This is a genomic window from Caulobacter sp. Root1455, from assembly GCF_001426905.1.
GTDB lineage: Bacteria > Pseudomonadota > Alphaproteobacteria > Caulobacterales > Caulobacteraceae > Caulobacter.
The window spans coordinates 371,206-396,853 of the sequence record NZ_LMFQ01000023.1 but is presented as its reverse complement, the minus strand read 5'-3'; the positions used below and the strand labels follow the sequence as shown (position 1 = coordinate 396,853).

Sequence of the window (25,648 nt, the reverse complement as noted above, 5' to 3'; positions counted from 1 at the left end):
TCCGGACGGTGTCCGGCGCTCCGCGACCCTTTCCAACTCCTCAGCGAGAGATCGCGTGAGCTTGCAACGCCGTGCCGGTGAACACTTGCCCCCACCTGGCGGCTTCGCCGCCTGTCCGCCCCCACAGGGGGCGGAGGACGCCGCACCGCGCACCTCTTCCCCCTCCTGGGGGAAGACGACCGCGAAGCGGTCCGTAGGGGGCAAGGGATCGCCGCACGATCTCGTCCGAACAGTCCCTCGCCGAACACCCGTCGTTAAGCCGTGAGCGCTACAGTCTCCCGCCATGAGCAACCGTCCTTCCTCCACCGGGATCACCCCCGAACAGCTGGCGACCCTCAGCCACGAGTTCCGCACCCCGCTGAACGGCGTGCTGGGCATGGCCCGGCTGCTGGAAGGCACGCGGCTGACCGCCGAGCAGCGGGCCTATGTCGGCGCCCTGCGCGAAAGCGGCGACCACCTGCTGTCGCTGGTCAACGACGTGCTGGACTTCGCCCGCCTGGGCGCCACGGCGATCGAGCTGCACACGGCCCCGGTCGACGTCGAGAACCTGCTGCGCCAGGTCGCCGAGCTGCTGAGCCCGCGCGCCCACGAGAAGGCCATCGAGATCGCCTGGGCGGCCGCGCCCGGCCTGCCGGCCATCCTGGCCGACGAGGGCCGCCTGCGGCAGGTGCTGCTGAACTACGCCGGCAACGCCATCAAGTTCACCGAGACCGGCGGGGTCCTGCTGAGCGCAGAACTGGCGACCAACGGGCGCCTGCGCTTCTCGGTGCGCGACACCGGACCGGGCGTGGCCCCCGAGGCCCGCGCCGCGATCTTCGAGGCCTTCGTCCAGACCGATCCCTCGCATCAGGCCCAGCTGGGCGGGGCGGGCCTGGGCCTGGCCATCGTCGCCCGCCTGGCCGGCGCCATGAACGGCGAGGCCGGGGTCGGCGGCGAACTGGGTCAGGGCGCCGACTTCTGGTTCGAGGCCCCGTTCGACTTCGCGGCCGCCGCGCCGCCAAACACCTTGAATGGGGAGCTGCCCCTGACGGGCCGCTGCGTCGCCATCGCCTCGCCCAACGCCATGATCCGCGAGGCCGCCATTCGCCAGATCCGCGCCAGCGGCGGCCAGGCCCTGTCGGGCGAGACGGTCGCCTCGGCCCTGAAGGGCGCGCCCGTCGACGCGGTGCTGCTGCTCGACGCCGCCTTGTCAGGCGCGAAGGGGGCCGGACCGCGCGGCGCGCTGAAGCCGCCGGCCGGCCGCGCCTGCGTGGTGCTGCTGACCCCCGACCAACGCGACCGCATTCCCAAGCTGAAGGCCGCCGGCCTCGGCTACCTGATCAAGCCCCTGCGCCGCGCCTCGCTGATCGCCCAGGTCCTGGCGGCCCAATCTTCCGCCAAGACGGCGGCCAGCAAGAACGAGATCGCCCCGACCGCCACGCCCGCCGCCCACGAGGACGACCGCATCGCGCCGGCCGCCGCCCCGGGGGTCCGCGTGCTACTGGCCGAGGACAATCCGATCAACGCCCTGCTGGCCCGCGCCCTGCTGGAGCGCGAGGGCTGCAAGGTCGACCGCATCGCCAGCGGCGACGAGGCCGTCTCGGCCCTGTCGCGCGGCTTCTACGACCTGATCCTGATGGACCTGCGCATGCCGGGCCTGAACGGCCTCGAGGCGACCAGGGCCCTGCGCGAGCGCGGCGTGACCACGCCCATCGTCGCCCTGACCGCCGACGCCTTCGACGAGGACCGCCGCGCCTGCCTGGCGGCCGGCATGAACGACTTCCTGGCCAAGCCCCTGACTCCGCCGGCCCTGCGCGCGGTGCTCACGAACTGGACCGGCCTCGGCTGGACGAAAGCCACGACGCGCGCCAAGGTCGCCTCCTAACTTTTAGGGGGAGCGCGCCTCGGCGCGAGCGACGGCATGGCGGACTCCAAGGTGCAGAAGCGTGGCATGATGGACGTGCTGCGGGCCCTGGGACGACCGAAGGTCGGGGTGATGCTGGCGCTCGGCTTCGGATCGGGCCTGCCTTTCCTGCTGACCGGCAACACCTTTGGCTACTGGCTGCGCGAGGAAGGCACGTCGCTGAAGGCGATCGGCTTCCTGTCATGGGTCGGTCTGGCCTATTCGGTGAAGTATCTCTGGGCGCCGCTGGTCGACCGGCTGGACGCACCCCTGATCGGCCGCTGGCTGGGCCGTCGGCGCGGTTGGATGCTGATCTCGCAGCTGATGGTCGGGCTGGGCCTTATCGGCATGGCCCTGACCGGGCCTCACGCCGGCCTGACCACCGTCGGCGTCTTCGCCGTGATCGTCGCCTTCGCTTCGGCGACCCAGGACATCGTCGTCGACGCCTGGCGGATCGAGGCGGCGGAAAACGGCGAGGAGCTGGGCCTGCTGTCCTCGGCCTATCAGTTGGGCTACCGCGCCGCCCTGCTGGCCACCGACGCCCTGATCCTGGCCACCGCCACCCGCATCGGCTGGAGCCATTCCTATCTCGGCGCGGCTCTGTGCATGGGCATCGCGGTCTTCGCGACCCTGAGAGCGATCGAGCCCGCCCGGGCCGACGCGGTGATGAAGGGCAAGGCGCCGCTATGGACGCCCAGCGGCTTCTTCGACGCCGTGATCGGCCCATTCATCGACTTCTTCCGCACGCACAAGGAGTTCGGGGTGCTGATGCTGGCGGCGGTCGCGCTCTACCGTCTGCCCGACTTCGTCATGGGGCCGATGGCCAACCCGTTCTATCACGACATCGGCCTGACCAAGGACACGGTGGCGGCGGTGCGCGGTTCGGTCGGCCTTGTCGCCGCCATCGTCGGCATAGCCGCCGGCGGCCTGTCGGCCCTGCGGCTGGGTTTCACCCGCACCCTGATCCTCGGCGCGATCCTGCAGCCGATCGCAGTGGCCGCCTTCGCCCTGTTGACGGTCAGCAAAGGCCATGTGGGCGTATTCAGCGCGGTGATGGCGGCCGACAACTTCGCCATGAGCTTTGCCGGCGTCGCCTTGGTCTCCTACATGTCCAGCCTGACCAGCCTGGGTTATACGGCGACCCAGTACGCCCTGCTGTCCTCGACCTACGCCATGCTGGGCAAGTTCCTGAAGGGATTCTCCGGCGCGGTCGTCGAAAGCCTCAGCGCCAGCCACGGCCTGATGGCGGCCTATGCGATCTTCTTCGTCGGTGCTGGCCTGGTCGGGGTCCCAGCCCTGATTCTGTTCATCATCCTGTCGATGCGCCAGACCGCCTCGGCCAAGCGGGCGGCGGCGGCCGAGAGCGCCTAAAGCTCGGCCTTCAGGCAGACCACCTGCGCCACCCGCAGGTCGCGACGCAGGCCGTCGGCGACGCGGCCGTAGTTCTCGGTGGTGATCGCCTCGCCCAGGGCGAAGCTGGCCGGACGGCGGCGACCCTGCTTGAGCAGGTCCTCGACCGTCTCCTGGGCCGTCGTGTAGATCCGGCCCCGGCGCGGCGACTCCGCGACCGTCACGCCGATCACCCGCCCGGCGCTGTCCAGGGCCGGCGCGCCCGACAGGCCCGACAGCGTGCCCTTCAGGTTGTCGGTGCGGCCGACCTCGGCCCAGACCAGCACCGGCTCGATCCGTGCCCCGCGCCCTCGGATCACCAGGTTCTCGCGGCCCAGCAGACGCGAGGTCACCTCGCCGGGATGGCCCTGCGGGAAGCCCGGATGATAGGCCCGCTCACCGCGCCGGGGCGGCTCGGCCACGGCGCGCAACGGCACGGCCGGGGCCCCGCCCTCGGTGGTCAGGATGGCCGCGTCGCCGGCGGGATCCAGGGTGATGCGGGCCGCCACGCCCCGGCCGTCGGCCACGACGATCGCCGCCTCGCGGCAGCCGTCGACCACGTGCCGGGCGGTCAGCCACGAGCCGCCATCATCGACCGAGAAGGCCGTGCCGCTGCCCGGCTGGCCCTTGTCGGGCACCTGGACGACGATGGACGGGTCGAACGGCGAGGCGGGACCCAGCGGCAGGCCGACATCGCCCGGCACCGGCGGCGGCGGCGGCGGGGCGTCGGAACGCTCCTGCCGGCCGATGGCGACGACCAGCAGGGCGCTGACCACCGCCCCGTAGATCAGCCAGTCCGGGAGTTTGGGGAAATGCACCGGATCCGTCCCCGCTCGCCCGTCTCAGCCCGCCACGGCGGCGGCGAGGATCAGGGCCGTGGCGATCTTGGCCCCGACCAGCAGGGCCGCGGCGGCGACCTCGCCCTCGTTGATGCGCTCGGGCAAGCCCTTGAGCAGCATGTCGGTGATCCGGAAGACCAGCAGCTGGACGGCGATGGTCGAGACGCCCCACAGCACGATCTCCAGCGGCGAGACCGAGGCCGACAGCGAGGTGGCCAGCGGAATGGCCAAGCCGACCATCACCCCGCCCAGCGACAGGGCGGCCGCGGCGTTGCCTTCGCGGATCAGCTTGATCTCCTTGTGCGGGGTCAGCAGGGCGTAGAGCGCGGTGCCTACCACCAGCATCACCAGGGTGATGGCGGCGTGCATCAGGGTGAGCGGCAAGCCGCTGGCGAAGGCCTGGATCTCGGGCGACTGAAGCTGTGGCGGCATGGAAGCGGTAAACCCCGAAACTTGAGGGACGCATTGCTAGCACGGGATCGAGCGCCGTGCGTAGAGGGCTCGTCGGCGAGCGTGGAGGCGTGTGGTCGCAGGGCTATTGAGCGAAGCTCACGACCGACCAGCCGTAGGACCGGATCCGCCAGGCGTCGCCTTCAAGCACCAGCACGAACGACCAGCCGCCGTGCTCGTCGAACCGCTTGCCGTCGCGGACGCCGGTCCAGCGGGTGGGCAGGGAGAAATAGGCGGTGTCACCGGTGCGGACGAAGTCCTGTGGCGGGCCGAAGGTGTGGCGCAGATCGGTGATCGCGCCCACATGCCGGGCCATCAGGCCCCGCCAGTGATCCAGGCCGTCCTGGCCGGTGAACACGTGCGGCGGAAAGTTCTCGAGGATGACCAGATCGCCCGTCGAGAACACGCCGTGCAGGACGCCTTGGTCGGCCGTCTCGAGGAACCGCGCGAGCGTCTCGGGGCCGGCCATCATCGCGGCGTCCGGCGCGACGGCCGACATCTAGGCCGCCGCCTCGTCCTCGTCGTCGTCCAGCACGCCGGCCATGGCCGCCATCGACAGCTTGCGCATCGCCGAGGCGCGGACCTTCTCGCTCTCGCTCTTCAGCTGGCCGCAGGCGGCGAGGATGTCGCGGCCCCGCGGCGTGCGGATCGGCGAGGAGTAGCCGGCGCGGTTGAGGATCGCGGCGAAGCTCTCGATCGCCGCCCAGTCGGAGCACTGATAGTCCGTGCCCGGCCAGGGGTTGAACGGGATCAGGTTGACCTTGGCCGGGATGCCCTTGATCAATTTGACCAGGGCGCGGGCCTCGTCGGGGCTGTCGTTGACGCCCTTCAGCATCACATATTCGAACGTCACCCGGCGGGCGTTGCTGAGACCCGGATAGGCGCGGATCCCGGCCATCAGCTGGTCCAGCGGATACTTCTTGTTCAGCGGCACCAGCACGTCGCGCAGGGCGTCGTTGGTGGCGTGCAGGCTGATCGCCAGCATGGCCTGGGTCTTCTCGCCCAGGGCCTCCAGCTGCGGAACCACGCCCGAGGTCGAGACCGTGATCCGGCGACGCGAGATGGCGATGCCCTCGTTGTCGCTGATGATCTCGATGGCGTCGGCCACCTGGCCCATGTTGTAGAGCGGCTCGCCCATGCCCATGAACACGATGTTGCTCAGCAGGCGGTCTTCCTTGTCGGACGGCCATTCGGCCAGGTCGTCCTTGGCGATCTGCACCTGGGCGACGATCTCGGCGGCCGTCAGGTTGCGGACCAGGGCCTGGGTGCCGGTATGGCAGAAGCTGCAGTTCAGGGTGCAGCCGACCTGGCTGGAGACGCACAGCGCCCCGACCCGTCCAACGGACGGGATGTAGACCGTTTCGACCTCGATGCCCGGGGCCATGCGGATCAGCCACTTGCGGGTGCCGTCCTTGGACACCTGGCGTTCGACCACCTCGGGGCGGGCGATCGTGAACCGTTCGGCCAGCCGAGCGCGGGTCTCCTTGGCCACGTCGCTCATCTGGGCGAAGTCGGTGACGCCGCGATGGTGCACCCAGCGGAAGATCTGGGTGGCGCGCATCTTGGCCTTGCCGTGCTCGACCACGCCGCTCTCGGTCAGGGCGGCGACCATCTGCGGTCGGGTCAGGCCTGACAGGTTGATCGGCGGCTTGGGGGCGTCGGCCCCCTCCCTTGAAGGAGAGTGAGCCATGCGCGACAGGTCGAGGGTGACGCTCAAGGGGCGGTCCGGAGGCAAGACATTTCAGGGATCGAGGCGGGGATATAGCAGCTCTCGCGGCTTTTTCCAAAGAGACCGGGCGTCGCGCCCCCTCGGTCGAGGGCTGGCGGCCATGGATTTCCGGATGCGACGATTAAGCATCGTCGTTTGCGGCCCGTTCACCGTCCTTGGCGATAATGCCCGATCTCTGGGGAGTCGGGCCTTGCTCATGACCATGTGGAAACGCCTTGCGGCGCGTCTTCGCGACGACGAGCGCGGGGCCATCGCCGTGCAGTTCGCGCTACTGATGATCCCCATCGCCATCCTGACCTTCGGCCTGATCGATCTGAGCCGCACCAGCGTCCAGAAGCGCCAGCTGCAGGACGCCCTCGACGCCGCGACCCTGATGGCAGCCCGGTCGACCGCGACCACCGACGCCGCCCTGGACACCGTCGGCGACGCCGCCCTGGCCACCGAGATGGCCGGCCTGGGCGTGCCCCTCACCCGCGCGAACTCGACCTTCGCCCTGGGCCCGAACAACACCGTGGTCGGCGCCATCCAGAACGTCACGATCAAGCCGATCATCTCCAACCTCTGGAGCAGCGGCGACACGCACGTCGCCGCCGGCTCCACCGTGATGCGCTCGGTGAACAAGCTGGAAGTGGCCCTGGTGCTCGACAACACCGGTTCGATGGGCAGCACCCTGGGCTCGGGGACCAAGAAGATCGACGCCCTGATCGACGCCTCCAAGTCGCTGGTCGACGTGCTGGCCGCCGCCGCGGCCCGGGCCACCGAGACCGACGCGGTGAAGATCAGCGTCGTGCCGTTTTCGATGACCGTGAACGTCGGCTCGACCTATCAGAACCAGACCAGCTGGCTGGCTGGCAAGATGCCGACCACCGGCTACGGCGCGGATGTGTTCGCGACCAACCAGAACCGCTTCACCCTGCTGTCGAACCTGGGCCTGACCTGGGCCGGGTGCGTCGAAAGCCGACCCGCGCCCTACGATGTCACCGACGACGCGCCCAACACCTCGGCGCCCGCCTCGATGTTCGTGCCGTTCTTCGCGCCGGACGAACCCGACGACAATACGGTCGGCGTCAACCAGTCCAGCACGAACCGCTATCGCGACGCCCGGACCGTCAGCAATCCCGGCAACCCGATCATGAACAACTGGCTGCCGGACGGGGTCTCGCCCAGCGGCACCCTGGCGACCGCCTGGGCCACCCGTTCGACTCCGATCGCCAAGTACGGCGCGAGCAACAAGAGCAAGGTGCTCAGCCAGGCCAAAACCGGCACCACCTACGGCCCCAACGCCGGCTGCGGCCTGACCAGCCTGATGCGCCTGACCAATGTCCGCGCCACCACCCAGCGCGACGCCGTCAAGACCAAGCTCGGTCAGATGATCGCCAACGGCAACACCAACGTCGCCATGGGCCTGGCCTGGGGCTGGCACACCCTGTCGAACAACGCGCCCTTCGCCGACGGCGTCAATCCGACCACCACCGACGGCAAGAAGACCACCAAGGTGATCGTGCTGCTGACCGACGGCGACAACACCAACGACACCTACGCCAACCCCAACAACTCGATCTATACGGGCTATGGCTATATCGCTCAGGGCCGCCTGAAGAACGCCAGCGGGACGGCCCTGACGGCCGGCTCCACGGCCACCAACCGCCGAGACGCGATCGACTACCGCGAAAAGCTGCTGTGCGAAAACGCCAAGGCCGAAGGGGTGGTGATCTACGCCATCGGGGTGGGCGTCTCCAGCCACTCCAAGGCCATCCTGCAGGCGTGCGCCACCAAGCTCGACATGTATTACGACGTGAACGACGCCGACGAGCTGACCTCGGTCTTCAACACCATCGCCGGCTCGATCCAGAACCTGAGGATCACGAAATAGAAAGGCCCGGAGCGCTGCTCCGGGCCTTTCCATGTCTAATTTCCTTCTGACGGCGCCTCGCCGCTGGCTCGTCCCGGAGCGGATGGAGGTCCAGGGCGCCGTCGACGGTCGGCCGCCGGCTAGGCCAGCTTGATCTCCCGCAGACGCTGCTGGAGGAAGGCGTCGGCGGTGATCGGTTCGGGATAGCGGTCCGGATTCTCGTCCGTGATGCAGCTGGGCAGGGTCTTGATCAAATAGTCCGACGCGAAGTGCAGGAAGAACGGCGTCGAATAGCGCGGCACGCCGCGACGTTCCGGCGGCGGATTGACCACCCGGTGGATCGTCGAGGGCAGGACGTGGTTGGTCAGGCGCTCGAGCATGTCGCCGATGTTGCAGACCACGCAGCCGGGCGGCGGGTTGATCGGCAGCCAGTCGCCGTTGCGGTCCAGCAGTTCCAGTCCGCCTTCCTCGGCCCCCATCAGGAGGGTGATGGTGTTGATGTCGCCGTGGGCCCCGGCCCGCACGCCGGTGGCGTCCTTGGGGATCGGCGGATAGTGCAGCAGGCGCAGCACGCTGTTGCCGTCCTTGACCGTCGGATCGAAGAAGTCGCGGCCCAGGTTCAGATAGGTGGCGATGGCCTTGAGCACCCGCACGCCCAGGCTGTCGAGCGCGCCGTACAGCCAGCCGACATTGTGGTGGAAGCTGGGGATCTCGGCCGGCCAGACGTTGTCGGCCATGGTGGCGCGGAACGGATGGCCCGGCGGCAGGTCGCGGCCGACGTGCCAGAATTCCTTCAGGTCGTAGTGGGTCGCGCCCTTGGCGGTCTCGATGCCGAACGGGATGTAGCCGCGCGCCCCGCCCTTGCCGAGCGCGTACTGCTTCTTGGTCTCCTCGGGCAGGGCGAAGAAGGCCTTGGCGTCGGCGATGGCCGCGTCGATGCGCGCCTGGGGCATGTCGTGGTCCGAGATCACCGCGAACCCGTAGCGCTGGAACGACGCGCCCAGCTCGTGGGCGAACCTGTCGAAATCCTTCGAATACAGGGTGAACGAGACGGGTTCGATAGCGGATGCGGACACGGGCTGGAGCCTCGACGTTAGCCAGATGGGAAATTAGTAAGACCGGACTTACTACACCGCCCAGGACCAAAGCGCCAAGAGCGGGTGCGAAGCCTCTGTTCATCGCCGGGTCATCGGCCGTATTGGAACTTGACCATGGACGGGGCGTTCTGCCGGCCAAGGATCGCACGCGATGGTGTGGGATCAAGATCACCTGAACGGGTTCGCGAGGAAATAACCGACCATGATTAAGAAGACCGCCGCCAGCGTCGCCGTGATGGCCGCCCTGGCCTTGGCCGCCTGCACCACCACCGATCCCAACACCGGCATGCCCGTCCGCAACAACACCGGCACGGGGGCCCTGGCGGGCGCCGGCGTCGGGGCGGTGCTCGGCTATCTGACCAACACCAACAAGGGCGAACAGGGCCGCAAGAACGCCCTGATCGGCGCGGGCGTCGGCGCCCTGGCCGGCGGCGCCGTGGGCAATTACATGGACCGTCAGCAGGCCGACTTCCGCCGCGGCCTGGAAGGCTCGGGCGTGATGATCCGCCGCGACGGCGACCAGATCGTGCTGATCATGCCCAGCGACGTGACCTTCGCGGTCGACAAGTCCGAGGTCCAGCCGCAGTTCACCCGCGTGCTCGACGACGTGGCCCGCACGCTGAACGCCTATCCCCAGACGACCATCGACGTGGTCGGCCACGCCGACGCCAGCGGCCCGGACGACTACAACCAAACCCTGTCGGAGCGCCGCGCCAGCGCGGTGGCCGGCTATCTGACCGGTCCCGGCAAGGTGCTGGCTGACCGCGTCTTCGTCGCCGGCCAGGGCGAGCGTCAGCCGATCGCCTCCAACGACACCGCCGAAGGCCGCGCCCAGAACCGCCGGGTGGAGATCATCCTGCGGCCGCTGACGAAGTAGGATGCCTCGGCCCTCCCTCGCGGGGGAGGGCCGAGTTGCGGCGATCGCTTGCCCCCTACGGACCGCTTCGCGGTCGTCTTCCCCCACAGGGGGAAGAGGTGCGCGGTGCGGCGTCCTCCGCCCCCTATGGGGGCGGACAGACCGCGAAGCGGTCAGGTGGGGGCAAGTGTTCGCGGGCACGGCTTCGCAGGCTCATGCGATCTCTCGCTGAGCTATCGGAAAGGGTCGCGGAGCGCCGGACGACGTCCGGAGTTTGAAAAACAATACCGTTTCGACGAAGCCCGATCGCTCCGCGCCATCGTTATCCGGAAGCCCGCGACGCTGAGCCCTGTTAGGGCCTCGCCGCCTTGAAGCCTCCGACGGGCGGGCCAGGTCAACGACACCCGGTCCCGGACCGCGAACGTGTCACCGTCCGCCTGCGGCGCCATCGACCCCCGCGCCCGACCGTTTTCGTGTTCCGGGCTCGGCGAGCATCTCGCGAACGCGAGGTTTGGCCTGTCCCTACACACGCGGACAGCCCATCGATGACGCGACCCGCTCGATCGCCCCCCGCCGCCGCATCGGTCGCTGGCCATGCGCCCTTTCCCTGCGACGAGGTGGGACAAGGATACGGGCGGTTTGGAGGGTGAGGACCAAATCGGGTCGAGGCCATGCGCCCTTTCCCTGCGACGAGGTGGGACAAGGATACGGGCGGTTTGGAGGGTGAGGACCAAATCGGGTCGAGAAAGTTCAGGGCGTTGAAATCGCTGGGGTTTGTTGGCTGAACGCAGAGCGTAGACGGCTCAGCCGGGGACATGCTCCCACGGCAAGGTCTCGGCCAATCGCCCTCGGAGCGCGGGATGAGTGCGTGTCCCCAACGACATCCACGGCGTCAAGCCGCGATCCTGGACAAACCAAGCTCAGCGGATCGGTTGGGGACACGCACTCACCCCGAGCGCTCCACGAACCTGCCGAGGTCTTGCCGTGAGAGCATGTCCCCGACTGTAGTGCGCCCCCGCGCGAAATCGGACAGGGCGTCACCCCTCTCCCTCCCACGCCTACGGCGCGGGTCCCTCCCTCTCCCCTCCGGGAGAGGGTTTCTCTAGAACGCCCCCTCGCCCGTCGCCGCGCCCAGCGCGTTGGTCCGCCGATGGGCCAGCGCCTCGGCGACGTGCACCCGGCGGACGTTGGCCGCGCCCTCCAGGTCGGCGATGGTGCGGGCCAGGCGCAGCACGCGGGTCCAGCCGCGGGCGCTGATCTGGCCGGCCTCGGCGGCGCGGGCCAGCAGGCCGCGTCCGGCCTCGTCGAGATCGGCGATCTTCTCCAGATAGCGGCCCTCGGCGCGGCCGTTCAGGGCCTCGGCCCCGATCGGCGCGCCCTCGATCGCCTCCGCCCGCTCGACCTGCAGCCGACGGGCCCGCGCCACCCGGGCAGCGGCCTCGGCGGTGCCTTCGGACGGCGGCGGCAGGGCCAGGTCGGCGGCGGTGACGGCGGGCATGTCGACGGCCAGGTCGATGCGGTCCATCAGCGGCCCGCTGACCCGGCCCTGATAGTCGCGGAGGCAGCGCGGGGCCTTGCCGCAGGCCCCGCGCCCGGCCCCGCCATGGCCGCAGCGGCAGGGGTTCATCGCCGCCACCAGCTGCACCCGGGCCGGATAGCGGACATGGGCGTTGGCCCGGGCCACCATCACCTCGCCGGTCTCCAGCGGCCCGCGCAGGCTGTCCAGCGCCTGGACCCCGAACTCGGGCAGTTCGTCCAGGAACAGCACGCCGTTGTGGGCCAACGACACCTCGCCCGGCTTGGCCTTCAGCCCGCCGCCGGTCAGGGCGGCCATCGAGGCGCTGTGGTGCGGGGCGCGATAGGGCCGGGCCCGGGTCAGGGTGCCCTTGGCGATCAGCCCCGCCACCGAATGGACCATCGAGGTCTCCAGCAGTTCGTGCGAGCTCAAGGGCGGCAAGAGCCCCGGCAGGCGCTGGGCCAGCATCGACTTGCCCGAGCCCGGCGGGCCGCAGAACAGCAGGTTGTGCGAGCCGGCGGCGGCGATCTCCAGGGCCCGCTTGGCGTGTTCCTGGCCCTTGACGTCGCGCAGGTCGCGGACCGCCTCGCCCTCGATCACCGGGCCGGGCGCGGGCGCCGACAGGATCTGGCCGCCCCGGAAGTGGTTGATCAACGCCACCAGCGAGCGCGGCGCCAGGATCCGCGTGCCGCCGGCCCAGGCCGCCTCGGGCCCGCAGGCCTCGGGGCAGATCAGGCCCAGGTCCATCGCCCCGGCGGCCATGGCGGCGGGCAGGGCCCCGGCGCAGGCCGCGATCCGTCCGTCCAAGGACAATTCGCCCATCGCCGCCCAGCCGTCGAGGGCGTCGATCGGAATCACGCCCATCGCGGCCATCACCGCCAGGGCGATGGGCAGATCGTAATGGCTGCCCTCCTTGGGCATGTCGGCCGGAGCCAGGTTGGCGACGATGCGCCTTGGCGGCAGGGCCAGGCCCATGCCGGCGAATGCTCCGCGCACCCGCTCCTTGCTCTCGGCCACGGCCTTGTCGCCCAGGCCGACGATGACCATCACCTGCTGACCGCCCGTCAGCTGGACCTCGACGTCGACGCGCCGCGCCTCCACGCCCTCGAACGCCACCGTGACGACCTTTGCGGCCATTGGGTTTTCGCCCCTTTGCCCCACTGTTTTATCCACAAGCCAAGCATGGCCGTTGGAGCGGAGCAAGAACGAAAAACGAACATTTCAGGAAAGTGTGACGATTCAGTCGTCTACAGGTAGGTCCTAATCCTCAGGTGGAACTGAGCTCGGCGATCCGATCCCAGAGGATCTCGGCGGCGTCCGCGCCCCCGAAACGCTTGAGCTGCTGGGCCCCGGTCGGCGAGGTGACGTTGATCTCGGTCAGGTATTCTCCGATCACATCGATGCCGACGAACAGCAGACCGCGCTTCTTCAGTTCCGGGCCGATGATCGCGCAGAGCTCCAGATCGCGCTTGGTCAGCTCCACGGCCTCGGCGCGCCCCCCCACGCGGAGGTTGGAGCGCACCTGGCCGGCGGCCGGCACGCGGTTGACCGCGCCCACCGGCTCGCCGTGGACCAGCAGGATGCGCTTGTCGCCCTTGCTCACGGCCGGGACGAATTTCTGGGCGATCACCTGCTCGCGGCCGATCATGGCGTGCAGTTCCAAAAGGGCGTCCAGATTGGGATCGTCGGCCAGCAGCCGCGCCACCCCCGAACCGCCGCCGCCGTAGAGCGGCTTGAGCACGATGTCGCCGTGCTTGGCCCGGAAGTCGTAGATCGCCTGGTGGTCGCTGGTGATCAGGGTCGGCGGCTGGACGCCCGGGAAATCGGTGACGAACAGCTTCTCGGGCGCGTTGCGCACCTCGGCCGGATTGTTCACGACCAGGGTGTGGGGGTGAACCTTCTCCAGGAAGTGGGTGGCGGTGATGTAGGCCATGTCGAACGGCGGATCCTGGCGCATCAGCACCACGTCGACGTCGTCCTTCATGTCCAGCAGCACGCTCTCGCCCAGCTCGGCGTGGGCGCCCTGGGTCTTGGTCAGCGTCAGGGGCTGGGCGCGGGCGAACACCCGGCCGTCCTCCATCGACAGCTTGTCGGGGGTGTAGAACCACAGCTTGTGGCCCCGGGTCTGGGCTTCCCACATCATCAGGAAGGTGGTGTCGGTTTCGATGTTGATCCCCAGGACGGGATCCATCTGGACGGCGACTCTCAGCGACATGGGGACTCCGGATCGGCTTGGGCGGGGGTCCCGCACGCGATTGCCTAGTTAAGGCGGCGGAGCCCCGAATGCGAGAGGCGACTTGCCCCGTCGACGGGTTGACGTCGCGGCGTCCTTGAAAGGCCGGGCGGCTTCACCCAGGCTCGCTCGCACGAAGATTTCCGGCGCGGACGCAACCGCCCAAGGGAGGCCAAGCCCATGAAAGCCATCCAGATCGCGGCGCCCGCCGGTCTCGACGCCCTGCGGTTTGTCGACCTGCCCGATCCGGGACCGCCGGGGCCAGGCGAGATCCTGGTCCGCCTTCGCGCCAGCTCGCTGAACTATCACGACTATCTGGTGGCGATCGGCGGCATTCCCACCGCCGACGGCCGCATCCCGATGTCCGACGGGGCCGGCGAGGTGCTGGCGGTCGGGGAGGGCGTCAAGGACTTCGCCGTCGGCGACCTGGCGGTCTCGACCTTCTTTCCGCTCTGGCAGGACGGCGACGCGCCGGACGACGGCTTCACGGGCGTGCCGGGCGACGGCGCCGACGGCTACGCCCGGGAGATGGTTGTGGCGCCGGCCACGGCGTTCACCCGGGCGCCCAGGGGCTGGGACGCCGCCGAGGCCGCGACGATCACCTGCGCGGGCGTGACCGCCTGGCGGGGCCTGGTCGGGGACGGCGCGCTCAAGGGCGGCGAGACCGTGCTGGTGCAGGGCACGGGCGGGGTGTCGATCTACGGCCTGCAGATCGCCAAGGCCTTTGGGTGCACGGTGATCGCCACCTCGTCGTCCGACGAAAAGCTGGAGCGGCTCAAGGCGCTGGGGGCCGACAGCCTGATCAACTACAAATCCGAACCCGAATGGGGCAAGGCCGTCCGCAAGCTGACCGACGGTCGCGGCGTGGATCACATCCTGGAGATCGGCGGCGCGGGCACCCTGCCCCAGTCCATCGTCGCGGCGCGCAACGGCGGCCATATCGCCCTGATCGGGGTCCTGGCCGGCGTCGCGGGGCCCGTGCCGACCGTGGCGATCATGGGCAAGCAATTGAAGGTCATCGGCCTGACCGTCGGCAGCCGCCGCCACCAGCTCGACATGATCCGGGCGATCGACGTGGCGGGCTACCGGCCGGTCCTCGACAAGCGTTTCCCGCTCGAACACCTGGCCGACGCCTTCCGCCACCAGGCGTCAAACCGCCATTTCGGCAAGATCGTCGTCGATATCTGACGGTCAGTTGAGTCTGAGCCGCATCCGCTCCCGGGCCGCCCGGGCCGCGATGGTCGCGCCGCCGTCCAGGACCTGGGCGCGCGACAGGGCCTGCAGGGCCCCCGCCAGCGCCCCCTGCCCCTCGCGGGCGGCGGCGACGTCCAGCCAGGGATGGTGGTCGGTGGGATCGAGCAGGGCGCGGCGCAGGGCCGAGCGCTCGGCCCGGGCCCAGTCGCGGGCCTGCTGGGCGCGGGCGAAGATGTTGTTCTGCAGGCGGATCAGCACGGCCCGGTCGGTGATCGGGCTCATCAGCACGTCCAGCTTGGCGGCGACGTCGGGCATCAGGCCGGTGCGCAGGGCCCGGCGCGACAGCTCGGACGGCAGCACGACCCGCCCCTCGCTGAACGGGTCCAGGGCCAGCGGCCCCTCCTCGGTCTCGATGCGCAGCAGGAAGTGGCCCGGGAAGTCGACGCCGTACAGGTCCAGGCCACAGGCGCGGCCGGCGTGCAGGTAGAACACGCCCAGGGTGACGGGCAGGCCCTTGCGCCGCTCGGCCACGGCGATCACGTCGGCGTTGTCGGGATGGTCGTAGGTGATCAGGTCGCCCGACAGCCGCAGGTCGCCGGCCATGGTCTCGGCCAGGGCCTCCTCGGGCGACTCGGCCTTCAGGCGCTCGGTCAGACGGTCGATGGAGGTCTTGGCCATGTCGAGCACGGGGGCCAGGTCACGGTCCGGGTCGTCGTGCACGGCGCAGGCCAGGGCGGCCTCGAACAGCGGAAAGGTCTTGTCCGGACATTCGCCGGCCTCGGTCAGCAGGGCTTCGGCCTCCTCCCGCGTCATTGGCCGTCCACCCAGGCGTTGGGAACGTGACGCGGACGGCGGCCGGGGGCGAGGGCGATCAGGTCCAGGCGGACCACCGCGTCGCGCAGGCCCGCGCGGTGGGCGGCGATGTGCGCGCCGGCGCGACGCAGACGGGCCCGCTGTTCGTAGGTCACCGCTTCCAGCGCGGCCTCCAGACTGGTCCTGCTCTTGACCTCGACAACGGCCAGCACGCCGCCGCGTTGCGCCAGCAGGTCGATCTCGCCCAGCGGCGTGGCCAGGCGGAAGCCGAGAATCCGATAGCCCTTGGCCATCAGCCACAGGGCCGCCACCACCTCGGCGCGGCGTCCCGACAGGCGGGCGGCGATCCCGCGAGCCCGCCTCTCCGGGCGAATGGGGCGGACGACGCTCATCCGGCCTCCTTCATCGCAAGGGCCTGGCGATAGAGGTCCTTGCGCGACAGGCCCAGGGCCTTGGCGACCTCCGAGGCGGCCTCGCCCAGCGGCAGGCGGGTCATGGCGTCGCGCAGGGCGGTCTCGGCGTCGGCGGCGCTGGCGACCTCGTCCTCGCCGGGGCCGACCAGGATGACGATCTCGCCCTTGGGAGCCTCGAAGCGGGGATCGGCGGCCAGCGCGTCCAGGGGCCCGCGGATGCAGGTCTCGTAGAGCTTGGTCAGTTCGCGGGCCACCGCGCCGGGCCGCGGACCGAACACGGCGGCCATGTCGGCCAGGCTGTCGGCCACCCGCGAGGCGCCCTCGTAGAAGATCAGGGTGGCGCGGACATTGGCCAGGTCCTGGAAGAAGGTCCGGCGCGCGGCGGTCTTGGTCGGCGGAAAGCCGGCGAACAGGAAGCGGTCGGTGGGCAGGCCGGCCAGGGTCAGGGCCGCCAGGGCCGCCGAGGCGCCGGGGATCGGGAACACCGGATGGCCGGCCGCGATCGCCGCCTGGGCCAAGCGCAGGCCGGGGTCGGAGACCATCGGCGTGCCGGCGTCCGAGACCAGGGCGATCCGCTCGCCGGCCTCCAGCCGCTCCAGGATGCGCGGCGTCTCGCGGTCGGCGACGTGCTCGTCATAGCGCTGCAGCCGCTTGGAGATGGCGTAGGCGGCCAGAAGCTTTCCGGAAACCCGGGTGTCCTCGGCCAGCAGGACGTCGCAGCCGGCCAGAACGTCCAGGGCCCGCAGGGTGATGTCGCGCAGGTTCCCGATCGGCGTGGCCACCAGGTAAAGCCCGGGGGCCAGCGGCGCGTCGGACAGGGCGGGCGGGGCAAGCTGGCGGCTCAAGGGCTTACACTTTCCGGCGGACTGGGCCGACACGAACTAGGGCGCCGACGACGCGGTTACGCAATTCTGTTGCCGACAGGGTTATCAGGTCGCGAGCGTTCCTGTCAGCCGGTCCAGTACGAGACGCCCCGATCGGGTGGCGCGAAGCCGAATCCTATCGTCGACGAGAAGATCCGCCTCGACCAGTGTTTTCACCTTGGGCGTGTCCGGCGACAGGCCCAGGGCGGCGATCTCGGCGAAGCTCACGCCGTCGTCGATGCGCAGGCCAAGCAGCAATCGCTCCTCGGCCGCCTCCAGCGGGGTGAGGGCCTCGCGCTCGAAGCCGACGCCGGTTTCGGCCACCGCGCGGATGTAGTCGGCGATCCCGCGCCGAGCCGCGGCGGCCAGCTTTCCGCCCTCCAGGCTCAGGCGCCCATGCGCGCCCGGACCGACGCCGACATAGTCGTGGCCGCGCCAGTAGACCAGGTTGTGGCGCGAGCGGGCGGCCTCGCCCCGGGCGTGGTTGGAGACCTCGTAGGCGTCGAAGCCGGCGGCCTCCAGCACGCTCTGGGTGGTCTCGAACAGGGCGGCGGCCAGGTCCTCGTCGGGCACGACCAGCGTCCCGCGTCCCACGGCGCGGTCGAAGGCGGTGCCCGCTTCGATGGTCAGCTGATAGGGCGAGACGTGCTCGGGCCCGTAGGCCAGCAGGTCGGAGAGCTCGGCCGCCCAGGCCTCCGCCGTCTGGCCGGGCCGGGCATAGATCAGGTCGGCCGACAGGCGCGGGAAGGCCTTGGCCGCCACGGCGATCGCCCGCCGGGCCGAGCCGGCGTCGTGATTGCGGCCCAGCAGCTTCAACGCCGCGTCGTCCAGCGCCTGGACCCCCAGCGACAGCCGCGCCACGCCCGCCGCGGCCAGGGCCGCGAAGCGGTCGGTCTCGGCGTCGGTCGGATTGGCCTCGAGGCTGATCTCCAGATCGTCGGCCGGGGTCCACAGCGCCTTGGCGGTCTCGATCACCCGGGCGACCTCCCCGGGATCCATCAGCGAAGGCGTGCCGCCGCCGAAGAAGATCGACAGCAGGTCGCGCGGGCCGGTCAGGGCGCGCTGGGCCTTCAGGTCGGCGACGATGGCGTCGGCCAGCGCCGCCTGCTCGTTGGTCCGCCCCCGGTCGCGCACGACGTTGAAGTCGCAATAGGGGCAGATCCTGGCGCAGTAGGGCCAGTGGACGTAGACGCCGAGGGGAGGAGGCTGGGTCACTTTCCCTCTCCGCTGTCATCCCGGGCGTAGCGGAGCGAAGACCCGGGACCGCCAGAAGCGCATGCGTTCACGCGTCGGTCCCGGATCGGCGCGCTGCGCGCTTGTCCGGGATGACAACGAAATATGGAGAGGTCACTCAAACAGCGCCGCCTTGAGCTTCTCGAACGCCACGGCGCGGTGGCTCATGGCGTCCTTGGCGGCCGGCTCCAGCTCGCCGAAGGTCTGGTCGAAACCGTTCGGGATGAAGATCGGGTCGTAGCCGAACCCCCGGTCGCCGCGTGGCGGGAAGGTCAGGGTCCCGTGGACCTCGCCCTGCACCACCACCGCCGGACCGCCGTTCGGCCAGGCCACGGCCAGGGCGCAGGTGAACCAGGCGGAACGATCCTCGGAAGCCGCCTCTTCGATCCGCTCGGCGACCTTGTCCATGGCCACGGCGAAGTCCTTGGTCGGCCCCGCCCAGCGGGCCGAATAGATGCCCGGCGCGCCGTCCAGCGCGGCGACCGACAGGCCCGAATCGTCGGCCAAGGCGATCTGCCCTGACAGGTCGGCGGCGTGGCGGGCCTTGAGCAGGGCGTTGCCGACGAAAGTCGTCTCGGTCTCGTCCGGCTCGGGCAGGCCCAGCGTCCCGGCCGCCAGCACCTCGAAGCGCCCATCCAGCAGGGCGGCCAGTTCCTTGGCCTTGCCGGGGTTGTGCGTCGCCGCGACGAGCCTCGCGCCAGCTTCCAGCTTCAGCGTCATCGCCTCTCTCCTCTCGGACAATCCCAAATGCGGCTTCTCTACTCCTCCAAGTCGCCCCCCGCCCGCAAGGTTCGCGTGGCGAACCCGCGATGGTGGCCGCGGCGCCACACCCGGGATAATCCGTTCGGTGAGCGCGATCATTACAGAGGTTTAATATCGTTTATCGATAAGCAACATTGGCGCTTCCGAATTCGCTCCCTATGTTCGCGTCATGGGAGACGCGCCATGTCGGCGCGGTTCCGCACTCGACCCGAAGGCCCGCCATGTCCGCCGCCAGACTGTTCCGCATCGTCGACGCCGTCGCCACCCGCCTGGCCACGCTGACGCTGATCGTCGGTCTGCCGCTCGCCGCCGTGACCTTCGCGATCAAGACGTTCTGACCCGGGGTCATGCTCGCCTTTGACCCGCCCCGATCCGCCGGGGCATGGTCGGCGTTTCTGCGTGAGGGGATGAGCGGATGCGCGCCTTGGGGCCTGGCTCGGTATCGAGTTTCCTGAAGATCATTCTCGATGTGATCTATGTGGGTCTGTGGGTCTGGGTCAGCCTGTTGGCGATCTTCACGGTCGCGGTGCTGCTGCTCAGCTTCAATCCCGAACTGATCACCTCGAAACTGCATATCGGCAGCTCGGTCGACGAGCTGATCACCAAGGGGCCGCTGTTCGCGGGCGCCTTGGGCGCCTGGGCGCTGCTCTCGGGAGGCTGGATGGTGATCGTCGAGCGCCTGCGGCGGGTGTTCTCCACCCTGACCGCCGGCGATCCGTTCCATCCCGACAACGTCCGCCGCCTGCGGGTGGTGGGTCTGGTCCTGGCCGCCCTGGAGATCGGCCACTACATCTTCGCCGCTCTGGCCAAGTGGCTGGCGCCGGACACCAAGATCGTCGACGGCTCGTTCAGCCTGAGCGCCTGGTTCCCGGTCCTGGTGGTGTTCGTTCTGGCCGAGGTCTTCCGCGAGGGTGCCCGCCTTCGACGGGAGGCCGAACTGACAATCTGACGACGCGGAGACGAAGAACCCCATGGCCATCCGCGTGCAACTGGACCGCATCCTTCTGGAGCGACGAATGTCGCTGACCGAGCTGTCGGACCGCGTCGGCGTGACGATCGCCAACCTGTCGATCCTCAAGACCGGCAAGGCCCGCGCCGTGCGCTTCACCACGCTGGACGCCCTGTGCCGCGAGCTGGACTGCCAGCCGGGGGACCTGATGACCTATGAGCCCGGGCCGGGGGACGTGCACGAAGAGGACTGAACCTCCTCCTTCCCCCGCGATGCTCTAGCCCCACCATCCCTTTGTAGCCTGGCATGTCTCGAGGGCCCGCTGGAAACCCCCGCGCTCGCGCAGCCGCGTCATGTAGGCCCGCTCTACGTCGCCAAACACGACCCCGACGTTCTTCCGCGCCATCTCCAGCGCATAGCCCACCGAAATGTCCGCCGCGGTGAAGGCGTCCCCAGCCAAATACGGCCCGCGCTCCAGCGCCCGCGTCACCAGGGTCAACCGGGTCGTGAACACGTCCATCGCCTGGCGCGCGCTCCAATTGTCGCGCTCGCTTTCCGGCGCGATGTTCCGGGCGCCCGAAACGAAATAGATCGAGGCGGCGAGCCCGGCTTCACCGAGGTGCAGAAACTGCTGGTAGGCGGGAAAGGCCGCGTCCCGCGCGCCCGGCGCCAGCGCCGTCGGCCCGTAGCGCGCCAGGAGGTACTCCATGATCGCGACGGACTCGACCATCGTGACGTCGCCGTCGCGGAGCGCGGGGATGAATCCGGCGGGATTGATCGCGAGGAACTCGGGGTCGTTCTCGACTCCGGCCAACAGGTCGACGCCCCGCAGCCGGTACGGCAGACCCATCTCCTCCAGCAGCCAAACGACCCGAAAGCCCCTGCCTTCGCCGAAGACTGTGATCATGGCGGACTTCCTTTCAGGCCCCGGCGCGCCCGTGAAAACGGCTCCGACGACCTAGCCGATCCAAGGGGCAAGGCTCGAGGACAGACCGCTTGCACATTGCAAGCGGTTGGAGATTGACCGGCCTGGTCCTAGTTTGCAAGCAGTTAGGAGTCGGTCATTGAGCGAGACGCATCGATCGGGTTGCCCCATCAATCTGACCCTCGAGCTGCTTGGGGACCGATGGAGCCTCATCGTCATCCGCGACATCATGTTCGGCGATCGCCGCCGCTATCGCGAACTCCTCATGCGTTCGGAGGAGGGCATAGCGTCGAACGTCCTGGCCGATCGCCTGAAGCGGCTCCTGGCGGCGGGCCTGCTCACCAAGGCCCGTGATCCCGGCCACCGCCAAAGCGGGCTCTACACCCTGACGGAGCCCGCGATCCAGTTGTTGCCGGTGCTGGCCCAGATGGGGGCCTGGGGCCGCCGGCATGCGCCGGCCTCCAGGGAGCTTTCGATCAGAGCCCAGCTTCTTGAGGAGGGCGGCCCCGCGATGTGGGAGGCGGTGATGACCGAGTTGCGGGCCGCCCATCTGGGCGGCCCGCCGGCAAAGACCTCCGCGCTCCTGCAGCTTCAGGCGGCGTTCGAGGCGATCATGGCCGAAGGCGCGGCCCCTGGCTGATCAGCCCGAAGAGGCGGGCGTCAAGGAGCCGGGGTCGCCGCGGGACTATTTGGAGACCGCTTCGCGCTGCTTCACGAACAGCTCGCCGATCCCCTTTTCCGCCAGGGCGAACAGCTGGTCGAACTCGCCGCGGGTGAAGCCGCGCTTCTCGCCGGTGGCCTGGACCTCGACGATGTCGCCGGCGTCGGTCAGCACGAAGTTGCTGTCGGCCTCGGCGCTGGAGTCCTCCTCGTAGTCGAGGTCGAGCACCGGGGTGTCCTTGAACACGCCGCAGGAAACGGCCGCCACCTGGCCCAGGATCGGGTCGGTCTTCAGCACGCCTTCCTCGATCAGGTAGTTGACCGCGATGCGCAGGGCGACCCAGGCGCCGGTGATGGCGGCGGTGCGGGTGCCGCCGTCGGCCTGGATGACGTCGCAGTCCAGGCTGATCTGGCGTTCGCCCAGGGCCTTCATGTCCACCACGGCCCGCATGGAGCGGCCGATCAGGCGCTGGATTTCCTGGGTGCGGCCGCTCTGCTTGCCCAGGGCGGCCTCGCGCCGGCCGCGGGTGTGGGTGGCGCGGGGCAGCATGCCGTACTCGGCCGTGACCCAGCCGGCGCCCTTGTTGCGCATCCAGCCGGGGACGCTTTCCTCGACCGTGGCGGTGACCAGCACCTTGGTGTGGCCGAAGCTGACCAGGCACGAGCCCTCGGCGTAGCGGTTGACGCCCGTTTCCAGCGTGACTTCGCGCGTTTGGTCTGGGGCGCGTTCGGACGGACGCATGGAAAACTCCGGGGCTTTGCGTGATAGGATGGGGCCGCTTATCCTAGTTAGGACGGTCGTCCAATCCCGTCGAAACCCGAGGGACCTTCCCGAGGGGGCCCTCAGAGACTTGGGCGGGCGCGTTCGAAGGCTAAATGACACAGCTCTTTTCGGGATTTTCCGCGCAGACTCCCAGTCTCACCGACCTGGACGCCCGCGCCCGCGACATCTTCCGACGGGTGGTCGAATCCTATCTGGAAACCGGCGAACCGGTCGGATCGCGGACCATTTCGCGCGGCGGGATGCAGCTGTCGCCGGCTTCGATCCGCAACACCATGCAGGACCTGGCCCAGCTGGGCCTGCTGGACGCCCCCCACACCAGCGCCGGCCGCATCCCGACCCATGCGGGCCTGCGGATGTTCGTCGACGGCCTGCTGGAGGTGGGCGACATCGGCGAGGAGGAGCGGCGGACCATCGAGGCCCGCCTGTTCGCCCACGGCCGCTCGTTCGAGGAGGCGATGGGCGAGGCCAGCGCCATCCTGTCGGGCCTGGCCGGCGGGGCCGGCGTGGTGGTCGCCCCGGTCCGCGAGGGCGGGGTCAAGCACGTGGAGTTCGTGGCCCTGGGCGCTGACCAGGCCTTGGCGATCATGGTGTTCGACGACGGCACGGTCGAGAACCGGTTGATGCGGCGCTCGGCCGGCGTCACCCCCGCCTCGCTGCAGGAGGCCTCCAACTTTCTCAACGCCCGCCTGCGCGGCCGCACCCTGCAAGAGGCCAAGGTCGAGATGGCGGCCGAGCTGGACACCGCCCGGCGTGAACTGGACGCCACGGCGGCGCGTTTGGTCGAGGACGGCCTGGCGGCCTGGAGCGGCGGCGACGGCGACGAGCGCGCCCTGATCGTCCGGGGCCGGGCCAACCTGCTGGCCGACGCCAGCGCCCGGGAAGATCTGGAGCGCGTGCGGCGGCTGTTCGACGACCTGGAGCAGAAGGGCCAGCTGATCGGCCTGCTGGACGACGTTCGCGGCGCCGAGGGCGTGCGCATTTTCATCGGGGCCGAAACGCGACTCTTTTCGCTTTCGGGTTCCTCCTTGATCGCGGCGCCCTATATGACGGGCCGACAGAAGGTGCTGGGAGCGATCGGCGTGATCGGCCCCACCCGCTTAAACTATGCCCGGGTGATCCCGCTGGTGGACTATACCGCCCGCGTGCTCGGCCGGATGATGGACGGATGAGGACTTAAGAGATGACCGACGAACAAACGCCGGCCGAGGACGTGGCCTTCGAGGCCGATGACGCTTCGCAGGAAATCGAGGCGCTGAAGCTGGAAGTGGCGGCCCTGAAGGATCAGGCGCTGCGCTACGCGGCCGAGGCCGAGAACACCAAGCGCCGGGCCGAGCGCGAGTCGAACGACGCGCGCGCCTACGCCATCCAGAAGTTCGCCCGCGACCTGCTGGGCGTGGCCGACAACCTGTCGCGCGCCACGGCCCTGAGCCCGCGCGACTCGCAGGACCCGGCGGTGACCAACTACATCATCGGCGTCGAGATGACCGAGAAGGAGCTGGTGGCGGCCTTCGAACGCAACGGTCTGAAGAAGATCGACCCGAGCAAGGGCGAGAAGTTCGACCCCCACCTGCACCAGGCGGTGATGGAGCAGCCCTCGGACGAGGTCGCCGCCGGCGGCGTCATCCAGGTGCTGCAGGCCGGCTACGAGCTGATGGGCCGCCTGGTCCGTCCCGCCATGGTCGCCGTGGCCGCCAAGGGCTCGACGGGCCCGGGCGCGCCGGCGGAACCCGCCGCGGCGGGACAGAACCCGTACGCCAGCAACGGCGCGGACACCGGCGGTTCGTTCGACACCAAGGCCTAGGGCTCCACCCCAACTTACCAGCCGTCATCCCGGGCCTTGTGCCCGGGACCCCTGGTTCAGCCCGCGCGTGAAGTGCAAGCGGTTCGCCAGCGAACCGCCCCCTCCGCACCTGCGGCGGACAGAGGGGTCCCGGGCACAAGGCCCGGGATGACGATCTGATAGAGAGTGCTCAACCCCCTCCCGCGATCAGATCCGCCAACCCTCGCGCGCCGGCCACGGCGTCCGCCCAGGCGAGGTCGAAGTCCGCGTCGTCGCCGTAGTACGGATCGGCCACGGACTTGCCCCGGCGGCCCTCGACGGCGTCCAGCAGCAACAGCAGCTCGGCCATCGCGTCGGACGGCCGGATCCGCTTCAAGTCGGCCAGGTTGTCCCGATCCAGCGCGACCACGTGCGTGAAGCGGTGGAAATCCTCGGGCCTCACCTGCCGGCCGCGATAGGCCGAGATCTCGACGCCGTGCCGGCGGGCCACCGCCTGGGCCCGGCGGTCGGGCGGATCGCCGACGTGCCAGCCGCCGGTGCCGGCCGAATCGATCTCGACCTCCAGGCCGCGCCGCTCGGCCTCCCGGCGGAAGGCGGCCTCGGCCAGGGGCGAGCGACAGATGTTGCCCAGGCAGACGAACAGGACGGCGACGCGCTTCACGAACAGCCTTTCGACAACGGGCCGCGCCGCTTGCGCGCGCGCCGGACAGGCCCAACATGTAGCCTCGCCCATTCCCCTGACGAAAGGCCGTCTTCCCATGACCACCGAAACCGCGATCCTCGCCGGCGGCTGCTTCTGGGGCGTCCAGGACCTGCTGCGCCGCTATCCGGGCGTGCTGAAGACCCGTGTCGGCTATTCCGGCGGCGACGTGCCCAACGCCACCTACCGCAACCACGGGACCCACGCCGAGGCGATCGAGATCGTCTTCGATCCGGCCGTGATCAGCTATCGCCAGATCCTGGAGTTCTTCTTCCAGATCCACGATCCGACCACCCTGAACCGCCAGGGCAACGACATCGGCCTCAGCTACCGCTCGGCGATCTTCTATGCGGACGAGGCGCAGAAGCGGGTCGCCGAGGAGACGATCCAGGACGTCGACGCCTCGAACCTGTGGCCCGGCAAGGTGGTGACCGAGCTGGCCCCGGTCGGCCCGTTCTGGGAGGCCGAGCCCGAGCACCAGGACTATCTGGAGCGGATCCCCAACGGCTACACCTGCCACTTCATCCGCCCGGGCTGGAAGCTGCCGACCCGCGCCGACCGCGCCGCGGCCGGCTAAGGGCCCGAAAAAACCTCGTCCTTCGACAGGCTCTGGATGGGGTTTTTCCACTGAACCGTCGCCAGATGCAGCCCTCATCCCGAGCTTGTCGAAGGACGAGGGCGGCCCCACGGACGGGCGGCGGCAAATGATCGGCGGCCGGGGCGCCATTT

The 25,648-nt window shown here is 69.6% G+C and carries 26 protein-coding genes and 1 pseudogene; 12 read left to right on the top strand and 15 right to left on the bottom strand.

Annotated elements, in window-relative coordinates:
- The first annotated feature begins 283 nt into the window (after positions 1–283).
- Complete coding sequence (locus ASD21_RS17500) at positions 284–1,864, top strand: response regulator (RefSeq protein WP_056444127.1); 1,581 nt, start codon at positions 284–286, stop codon at positions 1,862–1,864.
- Between the two features lie 36 nt (positions 1,865–1,900).
- Complete coding sequence (locus tag ASD21_RS17495; protein ID WP_056444124.1) at positions 1,901–3,253, top strand: AmpG family muropeptide MFS transporter; 1,353 nt, start codon at positions 1,901–1,903, stop codon at positions 3,251–3,253.
- Here the strand turns inward: ASD21_RS17495 and ASD21_RS17490 are convergent.
- From ASD21_RS17490 to rlmN, 4 genes are all read right to left on the bottom strand, one after another.
- Entirely contained in the window at positions 3,250–4,089 is an 840-nt protein-coding gene (locus tag ASD21_RS17490) for a S1 family peptidase (protein WP_056444121.1), read from the bottom strand. The genes ASD21_RS17495 and ASD21_RS17490 overlap by 4 nt on opposite strands.
- Positions 4,090–4,113: 24 nt before the next feature.
- Positions 4,114–4,542: a DUF350 domain-containing protein gene (locus tag ASD21_RS17485; RefSeq protein ID WP_056444118.1), complete on the bottom strand. Its 429-nt coding sequence runs from the start codon at positions 4,540–4,542 to the stop codon at positions 4,114–4,116.
- A 103-nt stretch (positions 4,543–4,645) separates the two neighbouring features.
- Positions 4,646–5,059: a hypothetical protein gene (locus ASD21_RS17480; protein ID WP_056444115.1), complete on the bottom strand. Its 414-nt coding sequence runs from the start codon at positions 5,057–5,059 to the stop codon at positions 4,646–4,648.
- Positions 5,060–6,277 (bottom strand): 23S rRNA (adenine(2503)-C(2))-methyltransferase RlmN, encoded by a 1,218-nt coding sequence (gene rlmN / locus ASD21_RS17475; RefSeq protein ID WP_056444112.1) that lies wholly within the window; start codon positions 6,275–6,277, stop codon positions 5,060–5,062.
- A 208-nt stretch (positions 6,278–6,485) separates the two neighbouring features.
- Between rlmN and ASD21_RS17470 the strand changes: the two genes are divergently transcribed.
- Positions 6,486–8,162, top strand: coding sequence for a TadE/TadG family type IV pilus assembly protein (locus tag ASD21_RS17470; RefSeq protein ID WP_235524909.1), 1,677 nt, complete (start codon positions 6,486–6,488; stop codon positions 8,160–8,162).
- Positions 8,163–8,281: 119 nt separating this feature from the next.
- On the opposite strand, the gene ASD21_RS17465 is transcribed toward ASD21_RS17470, so the two are convergent.
- Positions 8,282–9,217 carry an isopenicillin N synthase family dioxygenase gene (locus ASD21_RS17465; protein ID WP_056444106.1) on the bottom strand — a complete coding sequence of 312 codons (936 nt, stop codon included), beginning with the start codon at positions 9,215–9,217 and terminating at the stop codon, positions 8,282–8,284.
- A gap of 223 nt (positions 9,218–9,440) precedes the next feature.
- On the opposite strand from ASD21_RS17465, the gene ASD21_RS17460 reads away from it, so the two are divergent.
- Both ASD21_RS17460 and ASD21_RS25270 read left to right on the top strand, forming a co-directional pair.
- Positions 9,441–10,115: an OmpA family protein gene (locus ASD21_RS17460; protein WP_056444102.1), complete on the top strand. Its 675-nt coding sequence runs from the start codon at positions 9,441–9,443 to the stop codon at positions 10,113–10,115.
- Positions 10,116–10,642: 527 nt separating this feature from the next.
- Positions 10,643–10,716: pseudogene (locus ASD21_RS25270) on the top strand (hypothetical protein); the annotation flags it as partial.
- Between the two features lie 480 nt (positions 10,717–11,196).
- Here the strand turns inward: ASD21_RS25270 and ASD21_RS17455 are convergent.
- Both ASD21_RS17455 and gshB read right to left on the bottom strand, forming a co-directional pair.
- Positions 11,197–12,747 (bottom strand): YifB family Mg chelatase-like AAA ATPase, encoded by a 1,551-nt coding sequence (locus ASD21_RS17455; protein ID WP_056444099.1) that lies wholly within the window; start codon positions 12,745–12,747, stop codon positions 11,197–11,199.
- Positions 12,748–12,877: 130 nt separating this feature from the next.
- Entirely contained in the window at positions 12,878–13,825 is a 948-nt protein-coding gene (gene gshB, locus ASD21_RS17450) for a glutathione synthase (protein WP_056444096.1), read from the bottom strand.
- A 198-nt stretch (positions 13,826–14,023) separates the two neighbouring features.
- Here gshB and ASD21_RS17445 point away from each other — a divergent pair, with 198 nt between their 5' ends.
- Positions 14,024–15,031, top strand: coding sequence for a zinc-dependent alcohol dehydrogenase family protein (locus ASD21_RS17445; RefSeq protein ID WP_056444093.1), 1,008 nt, complete (start codon positions 14,024–14,026; stop codon positions 15,029–15,031).
- Between the two features lie 3 nt (positions 15,032–15,034).
- Here the strand turns inward: ASD21_RS17445 and ASD21_RS17440 are convergent, their stop codons facing one another.
- From ASD21_RS17440 to rdgB, 5 genes are all read right to left on the bottom strand, one after another.
- On the bottom strand, positions 15,035–15,850 hold the full coding sequence (locus ASD21_RS17440) for a SirB1 family protein (RefSeq protein ID WP_056444090.1): 816 nt from the start codon (positions 15,848–15,850) through the stop codon (positions 15,035–15,037).
- On the bottom strand, positions 15,847–16,242 hold the full coding sequence (locus ASD21_RS17435; RefSeq protein WP_056444086.1) for a YraN family protein: 396 nt from the start codon (positions 16,240–16,242) through the stop codon (positions 15,847–15,849). Before ASD21_RS17435 ends, ASD21_RS17440 begins: the two co-directional genes overlap by 4 nt.
- Positions 16,239–17,108, bottom strand: coding sequence for a 16S rRNA (cytidine(1402)-2'-O)-methyltransferase (gene rsmI / locus ASD21_RS17430; protein ID WP_056444082.1), 870 nt, complete (start codon positions 17,106–17,108; stop codon positions 16,239–16,241). The genes ASD21_RS17435 and rsmI overlap by 4 nt, the downstream gene beginning before the upstream one ends.
- Positions 17,109–17,192: 84 nt before the next feature.
- A complete protein-coding gene (gene hemW, locus ASD21_RS17425; protein ID WP_056444079.1) occupies positions 17,193–18,341 on the bottom strand; it encodes a radical SAM family heme chaperone HemW in 1,149 nt (382 codons plus the stop codon).
- A gap of 132 nt (positions 18,342–18,473) precedes the next feature.
- Entirely contained in the window at positions 18,474–19,079 is a 606-nt protein-coding gene (gene rdgB, locus ASD21_RS17420; protein WP_056444076.1) for an RdgB/HAM1 family non-canonical purine NTP pyrophosphatase, read from the bottom strand.
- 457 nt (positions 19,080–19,536) lie between these two features.
- On the opposite strand from rdgB, the gene ASD21_RS17415 reads away from it, so the two are divergent.
- Entirely contained in the window at positions 19,537–20,070 is a 534-nt protein-coding gene (locus tag ASD21_RS17415) for a DUF2975 domain-containing protein (RefSeq protein ID WP_056444072.1), read from the top strand.
- A 22-nt stretch (positions 20,071–20,092) separates the two neighbouring features.
- Positions 20,093–20,323, top strand: a complete 231-nt coding sequence (locus tag ASD21_RS17410; RefSeq protein ID WP_056444069.1) for a helix-turn-helix domain-containing protein — start codon at positions 20,093–20,095, stop codon at positions 20,321–20,323.
- A gap of 24 nt (positions 20,324–20,347) precedes the next feature.
- Here ASD21_RS17410 and ASD21_RS17405 read toward each other — a convergent pair whose 3' ends face one another.
- On the bottom strand, positions 20,348–20,977 hold the full coding sequence (locus ASD21_RS17405) for a glutathione S-transferase family protein (RefSeq protein WP_056444066.1): 630 nt from the start codon (positions 20,975–20,977) through the stop codon (positions 20,348–20,350).
- A gap of 157 nt (positions 20,978–21,134) precedes the next feature.
- Between ASD21_RS17405 and ASD21_RS17400 the strand changes: the two genes are divergently transcribed.
- Positions 21,135–21,635 (top strand): winged helix-turn-helix transcriptional regulator, encoded by a 501-nt coding sequence (locus ASD21_RS17400; protein WP_056444065.1) that lies wholly within the window; start codon positions 21,135–21,137, stop codon positions 21,633–21,635.
- 45 nt (positions 21,636–21,680) lie between these two features.
- Here the strand turns inward: ASD21_RS17400 and rph are convergent, their stop codons facing one another.
- Positions 21,681–22,397 (bottom strand): ribonuclease PH, encoded by a 717-nt coding sequence (gene rph / locus ASD21_RS17395; RefSeq protein ID WP_056444062.1) that lies wholly within the window; start codon positions 22,395–22,397, stop codon positions 21,681–21,683.
- A 134-nt stretch (positions 22,398–22,531) separates the two neighbouring features.
- On the opposite strand from rph, the gene hrcA reads away from it, so the two are divergent.
- Positions 22,532–23,608 carry a heat-inducible transcriptional repressor HrcA gene (gene hrcA / locus ASD21_RS17390; RefSeq protein ID WP_056444060.1) on the top strand — a complete coding sequence of 359 codons (1,077 nt, stop codon included), beginning with the start codon at positions 22,532–22,534 and terminating at the stop codon, positions 23,606–23,608.
- A gap of 11 nt (positions 23,609–23,619) precedes the next feature.
- On the top strand, positions 23,620–24,240 hold the full coding sequence (gene grpE, locus ASD21_RS17385) for a nucleotide exchange factor GrpE (RefSeq protein ID WP_056444058.1): 621 nt from the start codon (positions 23,620–23,622) through the stop codon (positions 24,238–24,240).
- Positions 24,241–24,409: 169 nt separating this feature from the next.
- Here grpE and ASD21_RS17380 read toward each other — a convergent pair whose 3' ends face one another.
- Complete coding sequence (locus ASD21_RS17380) at positions 24,410–24,880, bottom strand: low molecular weight protein-tyrosine-phosphatase (RefSeq protein ID WP_056444055.1); 471 nt, start codon at positions 24,878–24,880, stop codon at positions 24,410–24,412.
- Positions 24,881–24,977: 97 nt separating this feature from the next.
- On the opposite strand from ASD21_RS17380, the gene msrA reads away from it, so the two are divergent.
- Complete coding sequence (msrA, locus tag ASD21_RS17375; protein ID WP_056444052.1) at positions 24,978–25,496, top strand: peptide-methionine (S)-S-oxide reductase MsrA; 519 nt, start codon at positions 24,978–24,980, stop codon at positions 25,494–25,496.
- Positions 25,497–25,648 lie beyond the last annotated feature (152 nt).